This is a genomic window from Bacillus sp. AFS053548 (genome assembly GCF_002575105.1).
GTDB lineage: Bacteria > Bacillota > Bacilli > Bacillales > Bacillaceae_G > Gottfriedia.
In genome coordinates, this window is the sequence record NZ_NUHI01000005.1 from 82,088 (window position 1) to 103,220 (window position 21,133).

Consider the following 21,133-nt stretch of genomic DNA (forward strand, 5'->3'; position numbering starts at 1 on the left):
CGAACAATAAAAAGCAGGTAAAGACAAGTAGTAAAGGAAGAATAACCTTTGAAAGTCACTCCTCTTTGCTAATAACTACTTGCCCTTGCCCCTTTTCATATAGTTTCTATTATATTAGATTCCTTTACCGTGGCAATTTTTATACTTCTTACCTGATCCACAAGGACAATCTTCATTACGGCCAGTTTCTTCGCCTTTTACGATTGGTTTTTTCTTTACTTCACCATCACCATCATTACTTACATGAATTGCATCGCCTTGTACAGCTTCACGCTCTACATCAGCTTCAATTTCAGCTTTCATAATAATGCGAGATACTTCTTCTTCAATTGAAGCAATCATCTCTTCAAACATTGCGAAGCCTTCCATTTGGTATTCACGTAGTGGATCGATTTGTGCATATGCACGTAAATGGATTCCTTCACGAAGTTGATCCATTGAATCGATATGAGCCATCCACTTGTTATCAACAGTACGTAATAATACAACTTTTTCAAACTCACGCATTTGTTCAACTGGTAAAGCTACCTGTTTTTCTTCATAACGCTCGAATACTGTTTTTTGAATTAATTCAACCATTTCATCCGGTTCAATTACACGTAATTGTTCAACTGTGATTTCATCTTCATTTAATAAGTTTGCTTCTAAGAAATCAATGATTCCTTCTATATTCCACTCTTCTTGAAGCTGCTCGTTTGGAGTATGGGCTTGAACTACTCTGTTAATAGTACCTTCAATCATATTCTTAACAATTGGTTGTAAATCATTTGAATCAATAACTTCAGAACGTTGAGCATAAATAACTTCACGTTGTTGACGTAATACATCATCATATTGAAGTAATTGTTTACGAGCATCAAAGTTATTACCCTCTACTCGTTTTTGTGCAGATTCAACTGCACGAGAAACCATTTTACTTTCAATCGGTTGAGAATCATCTAATCCTAAACGGTCCATCATAACTGATAAGTTTTCTGAACCAAAACGACGCATTAATTCATCTTCCATTGATAAATAGAAAGTTGTCACACCAGGGTCACCTTGACGACCAGAACGACCACGTAACTGATTATCAATACGACGGCTTTCATGACGCTCTGTACCAATAACAGCTAATCCACCAAGCTCACGAATACCTTCACCTAATTTAATATCTGTACCACGACCAGCCATGTTTGTCGCAATAGTAACTGCGCCACGGTGGCCAGCTAATGCGATAATATCAGCCTCACGTTCATGGTTTTTCGCATTTAATACTTCGTGTTTAACACCTTTACGTTTTAACAATTGAGATATTAACTCTGAAGTCTCGATCGCTACTGTACCAACTAGAACTGGTTGCCCAGCTTTGTGACGCTCAACGATTTCATCAACAACAGCATTAAATTTTCCAGTCATTGTTTTGTATACTAGATCAGGTTTATCCATACGAGCGATTGGTCGGTTCGTAGGAATAACTAGAACATTCATATTGTAAATATTACGGAATTCTTCTTCCTCAGTTTTAGCTGTACCTGTCATACCCGAAAGTTTTTTGTACATACGGAAGTAGTTTTGGAAAGTAATTGTCGCAAGCGTCATACTTTCGTTTTGAATTTTTAATCCTTCTTTTGCTTCGATCGCTTGGTGAAGACCTTCACTGTATCGGCGGCCTTTCATTAAACGACCAGTAAATTGGTCAACGATTACAATTTCACCATCTTGAACTACATAATCTACATCATGAGTCATCGTCACATGAGCACGTAATGCCTGAGTAATATGATGGTTTAAGTTAACATTTTTCAAATCAAATAGGTTTTCAACGCCAAAAGCTTTTTCTGCACGTGAAATACCATCTTCAGTTAATAAAACTGATTTTGTTTTTACATCGTACGTATAATCTTTATCTAGCTTAAGCATGCCAACAAATGCATTCGCTGCAATATATGATTGTGCAGACTGTTTTGCTTGTCCAGAAATAATTAATGGAGTACGTGCTTCGTCAATTAAAATTGAGTCAACCTCATCGATAATAGCATAGTTTAGTGGACGTTGAACTCGTTGTTCAGCGTATACAACCATGTTATCACGTAGATAGTCAAATCCTAATTCATTATTTGTACTATACGTAATATCACAAGCATATGCTTCACGCTTTTCATCTGGTTCCATACTATTTAAATTTAGACCAACAGTAAGTCCTAAGAACTCATATAATTGACCCATTTCACGTGCATCACGACTAGCTAAGTATTCATTGACTGTAACAACGTGAACACCTTCGCTACTTAATGCATTTAAGTAAACAGGTAAAGTGGAAGTTAACGTTTTACCTTCCCCAGTTTTCATTTCTGAAATATTACCTTCATGTAAGGAAATTCCACCTAATAACTGTACAGGATATGGAGTCATACCAAGCACACGAGTAGCACCTTCACGAACAACGGCAAATGCTTCAACTAAAATATCATCAAGAGTTTCGCCTTTTTGAATACGCTCTTTAAATTCAAATGTTTTACCTCTAAGTTCATCATCAGATAATTTTGCATACTGATCCTGTAAAGATACCACTTGATCAACTTGTTTTTGCATTTTATTTAATTGTCGCTGATTAAGATCAAAAACCTTTTTTATCATTCCAAGCATTCGTAACGCTCCTCTATTATAAAGTCATAAACTAAAATGTCATTAAGTTAGTAGATACTATTTCTAATTTTATCATTAAATGAAGATACGTGACAACCTTATGTCGAGAATGTTCCATTAGAATTAATTAATATTTTAGAAAATAAGCAAAAAAACCAAAAAAGGACTAAGCTAATTGTTCAGCTCAGTCCTTTTATTATTATTTTATTTAATTTTTATTTGGCTTCAATTAAACCATAACGCCCATCTTTTCTAGCGTAAACGATGTTCGTTTTATTCGTTTCTCCGTTTAAGAATACAAAGAAGTTATGACCTAACATATTCATTTGTAGCACTGCTTCTTCTGCATCCATAGGTTTTAAATCAAATTGCTTTGTTCGAACTAACTCAATATCATTTTCGTGCTCCTCTACTGCAACAGCTGATTCAGTAGTTGATGGTGCAAACATAAATTTTAATGAACCTTTTTCTCTTAACTTGCGATTTACTTTTGTTTTGTGTTTTCGAATTTGACGATCTAGTTTATCAATAACTAAATCGACAGCTGCATACAAATCTGCATGCTCTTCTTCTGCACGTAATAACATATACGTTCCAGGAATAGTTACTTCAATTCTTTGCTTGTCGTGGAATACCTTAGCATTAACTCTCGCCGTTAACTCTTCATCAAAATAACGATCAAATCGCGATAATTTTTTATCTACGTAATCACGAATTGCTGGAGTAATTTCAATATTTTCGCCTCGGATGTTTAGCATCATATGGGTTTCCTCCTTCATCAAGCTCCAAAAATGAAAGCTGTCATACTTATATTCTACACTTCTATCTCGATCTCCTCCTTGAAATTTTTGTCAAATATGAGAAATCTCTGTGTCCATTTAATAAACTTTTATGTTTTATAACGGATTATATTTTTATAATAATTTAAAAATACTCAAAAATTTTCCAAAACAAACAAAGGCTTACTCAAATGAGTAAGCCCTCGTGGTCCGAATCTATATAAGCAAATACTTACTTATTAACGGAAAAAATTAAATTTTAGTAACATTAGCAGCTTGAGGTCCACGGTTACCTTCAACGATTTCGAAGCTAACTGCTTGGCCTTCTTCTAAAGATTTGTAACCTTCTGCGTTGATAGCTGAGAAATGTACGAATACATCGTCTCCATCTTCACGCTCGATAAATCCAAAACCTTTTTCTGCATTAAACCATTTTACTTTACCTTGCATTCAAATCCATTCCCTTCAGTCGAAAACTTGTGAATCTTCTCCACAATTCAACTATACATCATAAAACTAGGACAAGTCAAAAGTAGCTTATCGCCTTTTTTTTCACGAATTCGACAAATAACGAAAAATTCTAATTATTTCCTTACCTATCATATTCGCTTACCTTCTGACTTGTCCCATTATTTTTTTCCTATTTTTATAAAAAGAAAATTTTTATCATTTACAAAGCTTTTTCCTTCTTCAAAACCCCTGCCCTCTACACCTTAAATCTATAAGGTACAGTCGTTACAATAACGCTTCGTTTATGAAGTAAATACGCTCGTAATAATAAGCTTGATTGATTATGTAAAACATTATGCCAATTTTTCCTCGTAATAAACTGTGGTATTAAAACTGTAATTTCAAAGCCTTGTTCATGAGCTTTGGCTTCCATTTCATCTATTACTTTTAAAAGTGGTCTAGTAATTTCTCGATACTCCGAATGCTCAACAATGAGTTTTACATTAGGATTCCAAGCCTCCCATTTTTCTCTCATTTGCTCTTCACTATCTTTATCAAAAGAAATGTAAACAGCATAGACTTCATCAGCAATCCCTTGAGCATATTGCATTGTACGCTCAACTACTTTTGTGATCCCAGCGACAGGAACTACCATGATATTTCCACTAATTTTTTCAGGAATATCATTATTTAATCTTAATTGGTCACCTACTGCTTCATAATGCTTACGTATTCTTAAGAACAGAATAACAATTAAAGGTAAGAAAACAAATATTGACCAAACTTGATTTAACTTAGTAGTTAAGAAAATAATCGAAACTGTTGCTGAAATAAATGCTCCCACGAAGTTTGCAATTAATTTCGGGAACCAGCCAGCCGGTTTTTCTCTAATCCATTTGATTACCATACCTGTTTGAGAAAGTGTAAATGGTACGAATACACCAACCGCATATAATGGAATTAATTCTTCTGTTTTACCTTGGAAAGCAATAATTAATAAAATTGATGCTACACCAAGTGTAATAATACCATTTGAATATCCTAGACGATCTCCTCGAAGTAAATACATTCTAGGCATAAATTTATCACTTGCTAAGTTATAAGCAAGTAAAGGGAATGCTGAAAATCCTGTATTAGCTGCTAATACAAGGATTAGCGCCGTTGTCCCTTGTATAAAGAAATAGATTACATTTCGTCCGAAAATATCAGAACCTAATTGGGACATAACCGTTTCTTCTGCATTTGGTACGATTCCATACCAGTAAGCTAAAAACATTATGCCTGAGAATAATACTGCCAAAATTGAACCCATCATCAATAGTGTTTTTGCAGCATTTTTATCTGAAGGCACTTTAAAATTCGGAATAGCATTTGAAATTGCTTCTACACCAGTTAAGGCTGAGCAACCAGATGAAAATGCTTTTAAAAGAATAAAGAGTGAAATCCCTGGAACAACAGTACCAACCGCTGAATGTGCAGTTTGTGGCGCATGGCCTGTAAATACATTATATAAACCTACGATAATGATAATAACAAGTGCTACAACGAATAAATAAACTGGATATGCCAAAATCGAAGCAGATTCAGTTAGTCCGCGTAAGTTTAAAATTGTAATACATATAACCAAAATTACAGCAATAAAGACTGTATGAGCATGCAAGACTGGAAAGGCGGACGTAATCGCGTCCGTTCCTGCTGACACACTAACTGCTACTGTCAAAATATAGTCAACTAGCAAGGATCCACCGGCAACTAAACCTGGAATAACACCGAGGTTTTGTTTAGATACGACATAAGCGCCGCCACCATGAGGATAACTAAAAATAATTTGGCGATAAGATAAAATTAATGCTAATAATAAAATCAATACGCCTATACCAATCGGAACCGAATACCAATAAGCTACCGCTCCAACCGTAGTTAAAACGATCAGAATCTGCTCTGGACCGTATGCTACTGAAGAAAGCGCATCTGACGATAGGATTGCCAAGGCCTTCGTATTCGATAACCTTTGTTCACTTAACTCTGTTGACTTAAGTGGTTTACCAATTAAGTATCGTTTTAAAATCGATAACATATGTACACCTCTACATAAAAAGTAAAAAACTAAACCATTTGAGTTTATCACATTATTAGAAAAAATTGTGTGATATACTAAGAAAATCTTTCCATAATTTTATTAAGTTTTTTCAAAATAATTAATATTAACTTCCCTCTAAATCAAATTAAAATACAATAAAATGAAAGACCACTTTAAAAACTTCACGACTCAAATAACAGACGCTTTCGTTTCGTATGAAAATCATTTTTTAATCCCTTGCCTTCACACAGAAAGAACTTAACATTTTTGCTAAGTTCTTTCCTATTTTCTACTATAATTAACAATTGTGGTAACAACCCAGTTCGGTTGTTCCCCCTTAATTCTTATTAAAATAGCTAAGCATTTTTTCAGCCACTTTCATTGGTTGAACTTTGTATGTTCCCTCGTCAATTTGTTTTTTTAATTGCTGAATACGTTCATCACGTTTTGCGATTATCTGATTGGCGTTTTGATTATCCTTCGCTTGAGGGGAGATTTCTATTTTTCCTTCTTCTTCTCGTTTATTTTGTTCAATTTTTTCTACGTTGTATTGATGTAAATGAACTTTATCCTCATCAGATGTATTACCCTTCATTTTTCTCACCTCATCGCTAATCGTCTTATACCTCGGCTTTATTATTACGATCCTTTATCTATATTTTTGTTTTATTCTGTCCAATGACCATTATTTATATCGGTAAAACTCGTAGTAAAATTTAGTTCTTATATAATTAACAAGCCGCCAAGCTTTATGCCCGAATTAATGTGAGAGAATGTACTTCAGTAGCACCATTTTGTAACAATATCGCTGCGGCATCTTGCACAGTTTTACCAGTTGTATACACATCGTCAAGTAATACAATCGGTTCGTTATCGATTTTTTCCTCACCGCAAAAAGAAAAAACTTGTTCTCGGCTTAGTCTTTCATAACGGCTTAACTTACTTTGTTTTTCGGTATGAATTCTTTCTAAACATTTTGTTAAGTTTAAACCTGCATATTGTGCGAGCACTTCAACTTGATTAAAACCTCGTTCCTTTAGTCTCGCATCACTTAGAGGTACTGGAACTATTTTATAATTTTTGAAAGAATTTTCATAGTATTCCCTCAAATCATTCTCAAATATAGATGCTAACTGAACATCACCACAAAATTTAAATTTATTGAGCCACTCTTTTACTTCATTTGTGTAATGAAATATCGACTTATTAATAATTAAAGGCATATCTAGATTTAAACTCATATACTCTTTACAATTTTCACAATGCTTTTGATTCTCCAAAATGTAACCACAACAAATTTCACAAATAGGGGCAATAATTTTTTTGAATTTCGCTAGACATTGTGAACAAGCTGACTCATTGCTTAGAAAAAACAATTTATGCAAGGAAAACTTCTCAACAAATCGAACACCACAATAGACACAAATCACTTATTATCCAACCAGCCTTTCTCGCTACCTAAATGATTCATTAGAAGTATTTGCTTTTTAGCTTTGACCATTTCTTCGCTAATTCCATTATGAAAGAAGATCACCTCTCCATTTGCATAATTAATATGCCTACCAGCACGTCCAGCAATTTGAACTAGTGCACTTTCAGTAAAAATCTCTTCATCAGCTCCTAGTACTGCAATTTGGCTATTCGAAATCGTAACGCCTCTCTCTAAAATTGTCGTTGTAATTAAAACTTGAGTATCACCATTTCGAAAAGCACTCACTTTTTCATGTCTTTGTGGATCTTGACTATGAACTGATGCCGATTTAACTGTTAGCTTTTTAACAGCCTCTTCTATAAAAACACATTCATTAATTGTAGGGACAAACAAAAAGATAGGGCAGCCTTTTTGAATAAATAATTTTATCCATTTTTCTAAGGAATTTGGAAGTTTTCGTGATTTACGGATCGTTTTACGCCAGTTACCAATCCATTCAAAGCTCGGTACTGGCAGGGGTTGCCTATGGTATCTTGCGGGGACCATTACATTTTTGATTTTATTTTTTAGCGCAAGTAGTTGTTGTTCACTAGAAGGAGTAGCTGTCATTTGCACTGTAGAACCTTTAACTGTTCTTGATTCATTTGCAACCCAGTGCAAATGTGTTTCAATATTATAAGGAAAAGCATCAACTTCATCGATAATTAATAAGTGGAAGGTATGTCTAAATCTCATTAACTGATGTACTGTACAAATCGTTATCCTATTTCCATCCCATATCTCTTCACTTCCTCCATAAAGTACTGCAATTGAAATAGTAGGGAAGGCTTGTCTGAATCGAATCGATAGCTCTAAAACAACATCTACTCGAGGAGTTGTGATGCAAACAAACTTCCCTTGCTGTAGTGCAGCTTCAATCCCTTCAAACAACATTTCCGTTTTTCCTGCACCACAAACTGCCCAAAGTAACAAATTCTGATTTTCGTTCACAGCTTCAACTACTTTAATAGATGCTTCTTTTTGTTGTGGTGAAAGTTTACCATCCCATTCGAATCCAGAAATTGAGGTATCGAATTTCATATCAACTTCATTAATGACTAGCTCAGTACATGTCGACATCTTTCCCATAGTGATACATTTTCGACAATACGTACACTGTGATGAACATTTAGCACAAAAATGAGTAGCGAAAAAGTGTTGATTTTGATTACCACAACGAAAGCATTGATAGCGATTTTTAACTTTTTGAACCGATTGAATGATTAGACTTGTTGAAGGGATGTCCTGAAGGTTTATTGTGGGGGGAAGTTGGAGTTTTCTACCGTAAAATTTGTCCATTTTCAACCTACTTTCTTTTAATAATTATTTCGAGGGATCAAATAAATATGGCCATCTTCAAATAGTACATCCAATTAGTCACTAACGACGAAAAATCCAGTGAAATTTCCTTGTCAAATATATAGATATATTGTGACGATTTTTTAAGGACCACACTATTTTTTATAGCGATTTTCACTTTTTAATTACGATAACAATTTTTTACTGCAAAAAACAAAAGAGCCCCTAATCAAAGGAGCTCTTACTCAAACAACATACCAACCCAATCCTAAAGCACCTTCACCAAGATGCGTTCCAATTACTGGGCCAAAATATGAAGTTTCTAATTCAACATTCGGATATGTTTCACTAAGTTGTTGGGCTAACTTTTTTGCATCGTCTTCACGATTTGAGTGAATAACTACTGCTTTCATTTTTTCGCCTTTTGATGCAACTTCGCCAAATAAATCTGTAATTCGTTTCATTGCCTTTTTTTCAGTTCGAATTTTTTCAAAGGCAACAATTTGTTTGTCTACAAATGTTAGAATTGGCTTTACTTGTAGTAAACTTCCTACAAATGCTTGTGCACTTGAAAGTCTTCCACCGCGTTGCAGGTGATCTAAATCAAAAACCATAAAGTAAGCATTTGCAGATTTTTTTATTTCATCTAGACGCTCAATGATTTCAGTTGGTCCAGCACCGCTCTTTGCCATTTTCGCAGCTTCAATGACATAAAATCCTTGGACCATGCAGCTAATTTCTGAATCGTAAGCGACTACTTCTAAGTTATCAATCATTGAACCAGCTGATACAATACTTTGATAAGTTCCACTAATTCCACTTGATAAAGTGATAGCAACAACAGCCTCATATTCTTTTGATAGCTGTTCAAATTTTTCAATAATCGTGCCATATGCAGGCTGTGAAGTTTTTGGAAGCTCCTTTTGTTCACGGACCTTGAGAAAAAATTGTTCAGCTGTAATTTCAACTTCTTCTTGGTAGGATGCATCTCCGAAGATTACATTAAGAGGCAACATATGTATATCTAAAGAATCTCTTACTTCCTTTGGGATATAGGATGTACTATCTGTAACAATTGCAGTTCTCATTGTCGTATCCTTTCTTATATATATATTAACGTTTAACTATGTATTTATTGGTTTAATTTTACACAACTAATTTAGTAAAATCATTGCATTTCATTCTCTTTACTCTGAGCCAATTCGACAATTCAGTTAGTCTTAGAAAGACTTATTATACTTAAAAGCCTATTTATTGAAAAGAAAAATTGGGCATTTTATTGAATCTTTGTTTCAGACTAAAAGTGAAAAATTAACTTTATTGTTCTTTGTTTACAAACTAAAACAGAGTACCGATTATCCGATACTCTGCTTTTTGCACTTAACTATTTGACTTCTACCCAAGCATTTCGAATTGCCGTTACTACAGCATGTGTACGGTCATTTACTTCTAACTTTTGTAGAATATTACTTACATGGTTTTTGACAGTTTTTTCACTAATAAAGAGAGCTTCACCAATAGCACGATTACTTTTACCATCTGCTAACATTTGAAGTACTTCACATTCTCTTCTAGTAAGTAAATGTAATGGACGGCGAACTTCTACTTCGCGAGATTTAAATAACTGTTCTTTAAGTGATAGTCTTCTAAATTCTTCTACTAGGTTGTGAGTAATCTTCGGGTGTAAATAACATCCACCTTTTGTAACGACTTTAATCGCTTCAATTAGTGTATCTGAGTCCATTTCTTTTAATAAATAGCCTCTTGCACCTACTTTTAGCACGTGAGTCACATACGATTCATCATCATGAATTGATAAAATAATTACTTTTGCATCAGGATGTTTTTCTAGTAATGCTTTTGTAGCAGTTACTCCGTTCATTATTGGCATGTTTATATCAACAATAAATATATCTACTTGATGTTGATCCATGATATTTACAACCTCTGTGCCGTCTGAACCTTCAGCAACAACTTCAAAACTCTCTTCAAAGTCTAGGATTCTCTTAATTCCTTCACGAAACAATTTATGATCATCTACAATTGCAATTCTAGTTTTCATTTCATTACTCCTCTGTTTATTTGTTCTAGTTTGCTAATCTATCGAAATTTGTAGAAATTGGTATTTTTTTCTAAATTATAGTATATTTTAACATATTTTATTATTTGTTACGACGCAAATCTCCGAAAAGCGTGAAATAAAATTTTACTTTTAGAAATTTTCAGACGTTTCATTTTGAAATGACATTTCTAATATATTCTCTATTTCTACATCTAAACTAATCCTAATTGTCGTACCTACGTCTAATATAGATTCGATTATAAAATCTCCATTTAATAACTCAACGCGTTCTTTCATTCCTATTAATCCAAAAGAGTTTTCACTTTGGCCTTCTCCAACAGTAAAACCAATTCCATCGTCCTGAACGAAAACATTAATTTTATTTCTTAAAAACTCTAATCTTACATAAATTGTTGATGGATTGGCATGCTTACATGCGTTTTGAACTGCCTCTTGGATGATCCTAAAAATCGCAACTTCTATTTTTGAATTAAGTCTTTTTTTGCTTTGACCGTAATATTCAAATTTAATTTCAATATGCTTATACGACTCAAGCGATTTTAAATATTTATTAAGGGCTGGAACTAAACCTAAATCATCTAATGTCATTGGGCGTAGATCGTATATAATTCTTCTAACTTCCCCTAATGCACTACGGACTTGTTCCTTTATATCACCCAATTCTTTTCTTGCATCTTCTTCTGGCCTTTGGCGATATGTTTTTATTAAAAAATCTGACTGCATTAATATACTGGCTAACGTTTGGGCAGGTCCATCATGAATTTCGCGTGATAACTTTATACGCTCTTCTTCCTGAGCTTGTATCAGTTGAAATCCGAACTCTTGTTTTTGCTTTGCATCTTCAAGTAAATGACTAACTTGCTTAAAGTCTGTATTAAGGTAGTTTAAAACAATTGAAATACGGGCAACTAATAATTCGGCTTTTTGTAGTTTCTCTAACAAAGTTTGAAGTCTATTTTCTAATTCTTTTCTACGATGATTTAGAAGTTTTTCTTCCTTTAAAGAAAGAAAATGCTGTTCCTGAATATTTTGGGCAGTTTCATATACTTCATTTACTTGAGATTCAGTATACCGATTAAAATCCCCATTAACTTCAGTTAATTTTTGGCGTGCCGCTCGAGCTAATAAATCTAATCTAACTGTATTTTCAATCTTTTCTACTACTTGTACTTTTACTTCTTCAAGCTCTACTCTTAATTTCTCATATTCTGAGCGAGTATCTTCAACAATTCCAAACACATGGGACTTACTATCTATAACAGATGAGAGCATATTATCCATGATTTCGTCTAGTGTCTGATTGTCCATTTTCCTAGCTGTCATTCACCTTTTCCCCCATTAGCCTATTACTAAATGACTAATAAATTTATGTATATCTAATATTATAATGTAATTAGGATTATAATTGTACAAAAATTTGAAATAAGCAAAAATTTTAATTTTTCCGATTCAAACCTTATATTACCAATATATATTGGTATTTTATTATATATTTTAAAAAATACATACCCTTCTATAACATCCTTAACACAATGTTAACAAGTATTACAAATATATTACGATTGACCCAATAAAAAAGCTGATTCCTGTAAAAGAATCAGCTTTCTGCCTATTTATTGATTGGTACTATTTTCATTTTCAGAACTACTATCTGAATTAATTGTATTATTTGTATTTTTTGCAGGTGGTTTTTCTAAACCTAAGTGAACACGGAATTTGCTAGTAATTTCACTTACACTTTCCTCTTCAGGAACATAATAGTAAATACCGTGAATCGTATCATCATGACCTTTTAATTTTATAGTTTCTAAGTCATTTTCAGTGATATTAGGTAAATGTTTCGCAAGTGAAATACCACCGCTCATTTTCATGTTTGTACTAATATTTTTACTGAACACTTTCGCGTATTGATCCATTTTCATGATTGTTTCAGGTGATTTAATTTCATTTAATATCGCTTTAATTACTTGTTGCTGTCTTTCTTCACGTCCAAAATCCCCACGAGGATCACGTTTACGCATACGAGAATATGCTAACGCCTGTTGTCCATTTAAATGCATCATTCCTTTTGTAAAGTAAACCTTTTTCCTTGGTGTAGTATCTGTATTTTCCCAGAAATCAAAAGGTACATCAACATCTATTCCACCAACTGCATCAACTATGTTTTTAAAGCCATTAAAGTCCACTGTAACATAGTAATCAATTGGTACATTTAAGAATTGTTCAACTGTATCAACTGTTAATTGTAAACCACCATATGAATATGCATGGTTTATTTTAGTTTTGTCTGCATGTCCTGGGATACTTACATATGTATCACGAGGAATACTCATTGTTTTAATTGTCTCCTCTTTTGGATTAAAGGTAGCAAGGATCATCGAGTCAGTTCGTCCACCTTTTCCACCAGTTGAATAGTTCTCAATCCCTAAGAAGAGAATAGATATTGGATCTTTAGATATAGCAACTTTTTCATTTCTTAAGTTTGAAGAAATATCTTCTCCTTTTGTTGCTTTATTTAATTCAAGATATGTTCTAACGCCTTTATATCCTACAAACACTAAGGCTACTATAATGATAAGTAATAATACTCTAGCAATTAAGCCTCTCTTTTTCTTTCTTCTTTTCTTGGCCATTTTTCGAGAATGATTCTGATTCATATGTTCGAATAGACCTCCTTTAAAGTTAGTATGATTGTTCTATTTGAAATTAGTCATAAATTTACTATTTATAAAGCTAGACTACTACATGTATTTAACAATACTTTCATTTATATGGCAACTACCATTTGTTAACTCAATCATCCAGTTTTTGAAGCTATCTACTTCATCAACCTTAATCCAAAGTTCGAAGCTTACTTCTTCCATGTGGTTAACATTTTCTAAGTGATAATGTGAATTCCGTAAAGCGAACTCTACTTTACCTAACAATTTATAATTAATCTTTACATTCAATACTTTAACTAATGAACGCTCAACAATTCCAACAGAGTTTAGCCCTTCACTGACTGACTGTCCATAAGCACGAATTAATCCTCCTGCTCCAAGCTTTTTACCGCCAAAATACCTTGTTACAACAACAACAGTATCTTTTAATCCTCTCTTTTTCAAAACTTCTAACATTGGAACTCCAGCCGTACCACTCGGTTCACCATCATCATTGGCTTTTTGAATTTCATCATTTTCACCGATTAAATAAGCTGAGCAATTATGAGATGCATCAAAATGCTTTTTTTTAATTTCTGAAATGAATCGTTGCGCATCAACTTCAGTTTTCGCTTCATTTATGTAACAAATAAATTTCGATTTTTCAATCTCAATCTCATGACTACCAAAGCCACAAACAGTGAAATAATTCGCTAGCATTTAACACCTAACCTTTCGACTAAATTAAACAAAATTTCGACTCACTTCAATATATTACTACAATTATTCATTCCATTCCTTAAAAAACACTAACATTCTTCAAAAGTAAGTATTTACTGACAAGATTTTATACAGTAACATTAGAAATAATGCTTATAATTTGGTTTTAAACTTTAAGCAACTACAATATAATCAGCCAATATGAACTAATCATTTCATACGAAAAAGTAAAGTTTTCATTTACACGATTATCAAACTGTAAATCCACTATGCATAAAAAAATTTATATCAATACTAATTCCACATCAAGAGATTTCTTCTCAATTTAAATTAAATTTAACAATATTGAATACTAAGTGATAAATCCATTCCATCTTTGGTCATATCCAGCCATATCCCCATTAATTTATATGTTTTTTCATTTAAAAATTAAAGTTTACGCTTTTTTGAAAAAGAAGATTATCCTAAATGATCAAAAATATTAGAATCATATTTCTTCTGCGGTAATAAGTTTAATAATGCGGTAATTAAAAAGCAGTTAATAAGAGCATTTTCAATACTCCACTCTGATTATTAAATATAGTCCTTAATGAAACTACATAAATTATAAATTGCGCCCACTTAAATCAAAATCAAATATAACAGCAATGAAAAAGAGGTTTGCTATAAGTAAAAAAATTCTTGAGCAATTACGAAGAGGGAGTTGATTTTTGGAGAAACAAAAAAACAAGATTTTAAAGGAAGGATAAAAAAACTAAATTTATTCATAATAAATTATAAGGAGAATCATCAAAATATTGTTATTACATACCCAATTACAAAACCAAGGTTATAAAAAGGATTAATCCCCACAAATTAAACAAATTTAAATGTTATTAGATTATAGTAAGATTTTTTGTCCATAAATTTTCTTACAATAACGTATGGAAAAAAGTATGGAGACCAAAACTCTGCTATAACTATATGGGGTTTTTATTTCTTTAGGAAAGTGCTATTTTAACGCGACGTATTTTTCCACTAACTTTATGTTAAAATAATAATACCTAAAAAGTCGACCTGGACAAAAGTTTGATCAATTACTAATTAATGTAATGCCGATTAATAAATCATTCTTGCACACACTATAAGTGTAAGGTACCCTTGTGAACTTTTTATGTGGAGTAATAAGCTTGTAACATAAAAATAATTTGATTTTTTTCTGCGAACATTTATAATTGTTATGATGTTATAAAACGTAAACGTTATACATTAGGACATGTTGCAATGCACTTGCAAGGATGGGCCTAAATTATAAACTGGGGTGTTTAAATGGCCTTACAGAATACTCAACAAAAGGTTGAAAGCCGCTACTCAATTCAACAACTTGAGTCATTAAAAAAGAAAAGTATTTTTTATTCATTTATAAAAAGAACATTGGATGTAGTCTTTGCGTCGCTCGCGTTTGTCATTTCTTTACCATTTGTATTGTTCTTTATCGCATTAATTAAAATTGATTCTCCTGGTCCTGCTCTTTTCATCCAAGAACGAGTTGGATTAAATGGGAAGATTTTTAATATTTACAAGTTAAGAACAATGCGTATGGATGCAGAGATAAATGGACCACAATGGGCTAGTACGGATGATCCGCGTATTACAAAACTTGGTCACTTCCTTCGAAAAACTCGTATCGATGAATTACCGCAGTTCGTCAATGTCTTACGTGGAGATATGAGTCTTGTTGGTCCTAGACCAGAAAGAGCGTTTTTTTTAGTAAAATTTAATCATGAAGTACCAGGCTTCACTAATCGCTTAACAGTCAAACCAGGGTTAACTGGTTGGGCACAAGTGAATGGCGGCTATGAATTAACACCAAAAGAGAAGTTAGTTTTGGATTTACACTATATCGAACATCGATCAATCATGTTGGACATTCGAATTATGTTTAAAACAATTAAAGTTGTCTTGACTGGTGAAGGTGCTCGTTAAGTAATGTAAGACAAGTTTAAAATTCTCTTTATCAAAAATAAGAATAATTTAACAAAAGGCCTTTTCTCAATTGGGAAATGGCCTTTTAATTTCTTTAATAATAAGTAGTATTGATCATTAAAATAATTGTAAAGGTAAAAAACATTTTAAATTCCGAAAATTACCCACAATTTCAGAAGTTTATTAACAATTTGTGGATAACGTATAATACTTATCCACAAACCGCTTGTTTATAAATTAATTCAAGTAGCTAAGAAATATAAAGATACGACAAAATTCTACCAAAATGAAAATTGTTAATCTTTTCTTCCTGTCGATAAGTATTAATTTTATTCACAAGTTATCCACATATTAAAAACAGATTGCATCCATCTTAAAAATATTTTGTAAAAACAGATCCTCGTCTACTTAATTATCGAGCATTAGAAATGAAGCAATTGTATAGTTCGTAACAAATAAATTTACTCTTTCCAAAAAGAATTTGAAAAATAAAAAAAAATACAATGCAATAAGAAAAAAACTTATTGCATCGTATTTTAACTATTTTACAACTTTAATTGTACGAACACTTTTGTTTCCCGATTTATCAATGACATAAACCTTTAAATATGTGTTTGCTTTCTGTACTTTTATTGATACAGAAAATTTACCACTGGAATTAACCGAGCTTTGACCTATTAATGTACTTCCTCGATAAATCTTCACTGAAGCATATTTCTCAGCACTACCTGTTACAGTTTTTGATTTTGAAGTAACTTTATTAACAACTGGAAGAGCTGGTGGTGTTTTATCTAATACCTTTAAAGACTTTGTTGCACTTACATTTCCAGCTTTATCCGTAGCAGTTACACTAACTGTCGTTCCACTTTTTTGCTTTGGAATTGTAAATTTATAGCTTTTATTTGAAGCAGCTGTCGTGCTTTTTTGAAGCTTGCTATTAATATATAGTTTAACTGTAGAACCTGCTTCTGCTGTTCCGGTAATAGTAGTTGATTGATCTGAAACTGTATTCATTGTTGGTGTTGTTGGTTTTGTTTTATCGATAGTAAATTTAATAGTTGTTGTATTCATAACTGAATCTTTCACTACAAGTGTATAGCTACCTGCTTTTGAAACTAAATAGTCGTTATTAATACGAGTTCCATTTAATGTCGCGATTCCTTCATTAAAGTGGATTTTTAAATCTTTATTATAGAATTTACCATTGGCAACACCAGTTACAACCGGATTAGCTAAATCATACTTTTTTGTAATGTACGCTGATGAAATAAATCCAATTTTCCCATCTGCCTTTTTCACTTTAAACCAGACGAATTGGTTTTCGTACTTACTTGTATCAAACTGAAATTCATCATAGATTGTTAATGTCATGTATTTAGGAAGTATCTCTAATTCCTTTGTCGAAGTTTTTGGTTCTGATCGTAATTTAGCTCCATCTGCTGTTACGTATGCAATGTCTCCTTTTTTCATGAAATATGGTGATTCATGAAGTCCTTCATTGATAGTATAAAGAGGAATTTTGAACTCAATATCCTCATCGCTGTCCGGGCTATAGTAAAAATCATCAGGCGTAAACGGGAATCTAGCTAAAATAGGAGGAGCTTTTTCACCTCTTAAGTAACTTTGATCTTCAATCATATTAAAAACTTTTTCTTGATAAGCATTACTATTTACTTTTCCGTAGTTTTCTCCTGGTGTCTTGACAATAGGACTATTCACTCGCTTCACACCATTATAACCCATAGTAGGAAAATACCAATTCTCAATAATATGACGATTCGCATCTTTAATCCTTGGTAATCTGTACGTGCCATCTGGATTTTTCCAATTATATTTCTCGTTTAAAATCTCAACACCAGCTTGAATATTATATGCAATATCAGTTTTTAATCTGTTTTGGTCATATCTAAGTTGATTTGTAATTTGCATAATCCCAATTCCACCATCAGAAGCCTCTTCTGATTGATTCCAACCAGATTCCTTCAACGCAATTGCCTTTACGACCTCAGGCGGAGTATCAGCATTGATTGCCGCATAAGTAAGCAAACAATTTATACGTTGATTTGATGGAATTATCGTTTTACTTGAGTTACACTTTGAAGCCCAATCCGTGTTTGTTTCTGCACTAGCTTTTCCATTAAACAAACTTACTGTTAAAGCTATTAAGCCAAATTTCAGTAAAAAAGATTTCATTGTTTATTCTCCAATCTACCTAAATATGAAACAATGTATCTATTTTATCATATTTCATTTCTTAACTTTCTATTTCTCTATAAAACTCATAAAAAAAATGGCTCAGTTTTTCCTGAACCATCAAAAAATTATTTTAATTCTTGTTTGACATAACTTGAAGATACCCATCCAAAGCTTCCATTCGCTAGTTGGATTTTATACCATTTTTTTGTACTATCCATTGTTAAAGTACCATCTGTGTTTGTAGCAATACTTACGTAATTATTAAGGTTTAATGTACCAATTACATTGTTTACAGTTGTAGTTGCTGCTGAGCGCACGTTTAAACCATCTGTTGTTATCCTACCTAAGTTTTTAACAGATAAAGTTTGGCTATATGCATTTAATTTGATACTGTTTGTCCAAAAAACCTTCCCATCAATTGATAATTTAATCCAATAATTATTTGTTTTTTCAAGAAGAAGGAAGGCGGTACCAGCTGCTATCGATTTCACTTTAGCGGTATCTCCCTTTGCGGTGTATAGATCTATGTTTCCTTTTGCAACTGCTTGGATATTAGCAGGGAAAACATCACTACCAACAGGAGTAGATGGACTGCCTGGAATCGTAATATTCGGTTGTGCTTTATCATAGTACGCTTTATCAAACGGTAGAATTTTTTGCATATGTTGAGCAATCAATTTACCCCAGCTTGGATCAGTCGCGTAATAAAAATTCATCCCTTCACTCGCTGCATCTATTCTTACATTGCTCATATCTTTTGTACTAAAACCAAGATATGCACCTTTATATTTCCAGTTACTTGGATTTAAGTAAGTAGATTTAATCGAGCGTGCAATATACTCTACATTTTCTTGTACACTCATAAATTTGTATGACGCTATATATGGCGTTGAATCATATGAACCAAAGCCAAATAAGTTATTTTTTCCTAATGAAATTTGAGAAGTACCAAATCCACTTTCATGAATTGCATGTGCTGCTAAATAAAGTGCATTTATACCATATTTATTTCCAGCATCAATAAATAATTGTCCTTGACCAGTTAGTATACTCTTAACTCCACTTTTTACATTACTAGCAATATAGGTATTAATTTGCGCAGCAGTTACAGGTGAAGGTGTACGCAGATCAATAAACTGATAGCTATCTCTTGATGTCATTGGGTCACCAGTTTTTACTTGCTTGATATATGTTCCTGACACATATCCCGTTTTCCCATTGTAACTAACCTTATACCAATTGTTAGACGTTTTATCAGTCGCAATTAAAACCATATTAACGGGAATTACTGTAAGCAACGGTGAAGAAGCATTATACGACTGACGTAGATTTAATTCTGAAGTCGTAATATAAGTCGTATCCGTTATATTAGTTATCGTCACGACATCACTTTTTCCGAAATCCGCTGCTCTTACATATCCATTTACACCTTTATAAGACACACTATACCAATTACCAATTTTTTTGCTAATCGGGATAACTGTATCTTTTGGAATTTGAATAAGTTGTTTTGATGCATTGCCGAACGATTCATATAAATAGGTTGAATTAAGCGCTTTATAATTTGTAGTAGTAAATGTTGTGAAGCTATTTGCAGTTACATCTTCACTCTTAACATAAAGATTTTTTCCATTGTAATTAATTCGATACCATATCTTCCCTACTAAATCTGTCGCTTTTTGAGTTGAAGCAAAGCCATTATCTCCATTAACTGTAGTTACTACAGGTTTTGTCGCATCTGGAGTTGCGTATAAGTTAGTGACTGCTTTCGTAAAATAATATGCAGTACTGGTTGTTTCATATTTTATTTCATTTACTTTTGTAAAATTATTAATATAAACATATCCTGTTTTACCATTAAGCGTGACGATATACCAATTACCAACACGTTTTGATGATGATATGACTGTACCACTTGGAATACTTGATAGTACTTTAGAAGATACACCATAGGTTTGATATAAACTTGTATTTTTAATTGCTTTATATTTTGTTTGGGCAAATGTAGCTACAGCACTTTTCGTAATATCTGCACTATTTACATACAAGGTTTTGCCATTATAACTAACGCGGAACCATGTTTGGCCAATGCTATTTACAATGTTTTGAGTACTATAAAATCCATTATTAACAACTACAGAATATACTGCAGCTTTTTTTGTATCAGGCGTTGGATATAGCTTAGTAGTTTTATTTGTAAAATAATAAGCGGTCGCTTGAGTAGTATATTTATAATATTCCTTTAAATACGTACCACTTACCCAACCAGTTTTAGAACTATAAGTCACTTTGTACCAATTACCATTTCTTTGAGTAGCGGTAATTACTTTTCCTTTTGGAATAATCACAAGTGATTTATAAGTTGTACCTGCACCCTGTCTTAAATTTAGATTTGCACTCGTTTGATACTTCGTTTTAATATTTACGATCGCTGCACTCGCTTTTGATGTTTCCAAACCTATATTAGGACAGGAAATGCTGGAGGTGCCTACTAATATGCCTGTTGATACCAAAAGTACTCTTCCCATTTTTTTCATGTATCAAATTTTCCTTTCCTACCATTTTTACATTTAAACCGTAGAATAAAACAATTCAATTCTATTAAACTAGTAAAATTAATAAACTATAATTTTTTTAAAATGACATTAACAAAAAATTAACACTAAAATTAAGTATAAGTCATAAAATGTCGGAATTTGAATTGTTTTTTCAATAATTATATCGGTAAAAAAAGGAAATTGTTTAATTTTATCGAAACGACAACCATTTTGTAATTAAAATGACACAATTCTAAAAAAAAAGTTAAAAAGTCCATAAAGA

Annotated in this window: 15 protein-coding genes; 1 reads left to right on the forward strand and 14 read right to left on the reverse strand. The window is 32.6% G+C overall.

Annotation, left to right across the window (positions count from 1 at the left end):
* Positions 1-114: 114 nt before the first annotated feature.
* The 12 genes from secA to CN946_RS02315 form a co-directional block, all read right to left on the reverse strand.
* Complete coding sequence (secA, locus tag CN946_RS02260; protein WP_098859722.1) at positions 115-2,628, reverse strand: preprotein translocase subunit SecA; 2,514 nt, start codon at positions 2,626-2,628, stop codon at positions 115-117.
* A gap of 215 nt (positions 2,629-2,843) precedes the next feature.
* Positions 2,844-3,389, reverse strand: a complete 546-nt coding sequence (gene hpf, locus CN946_RS02265) for a ribosome hibernation-promoting factor, HPF/YfiA family (RefSeq protein WP_056469534.1) — start codon at positions 3,387-3,389, stop codon at positions 2,844-2,846.
* Positions 3,390-3,659: 270 nt separating this feature from the next.
* The gene (gene cspD, locus CN946_RS02270; RefSeq protein ID WP_056469532.1) at positions 3,660-3,857 is read right to left on the reverse strand and encodes a cold-shock protein CspD; all 198 of its coding nucleotides are present in this window, start codon (positions 3,855-3,857) and stop codon (positions 3,660-3,662) included.
* Between the two features lie 256 nt (positions 3,858-4,113).
* Positions 4,114-5,934 (reverse strand): APC family permease, encoded by a 1,821-nt coding sequence (locus tag CN946_RS02275; RefSeq protein ID WP_098859723.1) that lies wholly within the window; start codon positions 5,932-5,934, stop codon positions 4,114-4,116.
* Between the two features lie 340 nt (positions 5,935-6,274).
* Entirely contained in the window at positions 6,275-6,532 is a 258-nt protein-coding gene (gene flgM / locus CN946_RS02280) for a flagellar biosynthesis anti-sigma factor FlgM (protein WP_098859724.1), read from the reverse strand.
* Between the two features lie 154 nt (positions 6,533-6,686).
* Positions 6,687-7,217 (reverse strand): ComF family protein, encoded by a 531-nt coding sequence (locus CN946_RS02285; protein WP_141546848.1) that lies wholly within the window; start codon positions 7,215-7,217, stop codon positions 6,687-6,689.
* A gap of 146 nt (positions 7,218-7,363) precedes the next feature.
* Complete coding sequence (locus CN946_RS02290; RefSeq protein WP_176547172.1) at positions 7,364-8,497, reverse strand: ATP-dependent helicase ComFA; 1,134 nt, start codon at positions 8,495-8,497, stop codon at positions 7,364-7,366.
* Between the two features lie 455 nt (positions 8,498-8,952).
* Complete coding sequence (locus tag CN946_RS02295) at positions 8,953-9,795, reverse strand: DegV family protein (RefSeq protein WP_098859727.1); 843 nt, start codon at positions 9,793-9,795, stop codon at positions 8,953-8,955.
* Between the two features lie 296 nt (positions 9,796-10,091).
* Complete coding sequence (locus CN946_RS02300; RefSeq protein WP_098859728.1) at positions 10,092-10,769, reverse strand: response regulator; 678 nt, start codon at positions 10,767-10,769, stop codon at positions 10,092-10,094.
* A 150-nt stretch (positions 10,770-10,919) separates the two neighbouring features.
* On the reverse strand, positions 10,920-12,113 hold the full coding sequence (locus CN946_RS02305; protein ID WP_098859729.1) for a sensor histidine kinase: 1,194 nt from the start codon (positions 12,111-12,113) through the stop codon (positions 10,920-10,922).
* Between the two features lie 290 nt (positions 12,114-12,403).
* Positions 12,404-13,447 carry an LCP family protein gene (locus CN946_RS02310; RefSeq protein WP_098859730.1) on the reverse strand — a complete coding sequence of 348 codons (1,044 nt, stop codon included), beginning with the start codon at positions 13,445-13,447 and terminating at the stop codon, positions 12,404-12,406.
* Positions 13,448-13,531: 84 nt separating this feature from the next.
* On the reverse strand, positions 13,532-14,152 hold the full coding sequence (locus CN946_RS02315) for a YigZ family protein (protein WP_098859731.1): 621 nt from the start codon (positions 14,150-14,152) through the stop codon (positions 13,532-13,534).
* 1,308 nt (positions 14,153-15,460) lie between these two features.
* On the opposite strand from CN946_RS02315, the gene CN946_RS02320 reads away from it, so the two are divergent.
* Positions 15,461-16,117: a sugar transferase gene (locus CN946_RS02320; protein ID WP_098234034.1), complete on the forward strand. Its 657-nt coding sequence runs from the start codon at positions 15,461-15,463 to the stop codon at positions 16,115-16,117.
* 540 nt (positions 16,118-16,657) lie between these two features.
* Here CN946_RS02320 and CN946_RS02325 read toward each other — a convergent pair.
* Both CN946_RS02325 and CN946_RS02330 read right to left on the reverse strand, forming a co-directional pair.
* Entirely contained in the window at positions 16,658-18,310 is a 1,653-nt protein-coding gene (locus CN946_RS02325) for an Ig-like domain-containing protein (RefSeq protein WP_098859732.1), read from the reverse strand.
* Between the two features lie 128 nt (positions 18,311-18,438).
* Positions 18,439-20,826: an SH3 domain-containing protein gene (locus CN946_RS02330; protein ID WP_176547173.1), complete on the reverse strand. Its 2,388-nt coding sequence runs from the start codon at positions 20,824-20,826 to the stop codon at positions 18,439-18,441.
* Positions 20,827-21,133 lie beyond the last annotated feature (307 nt).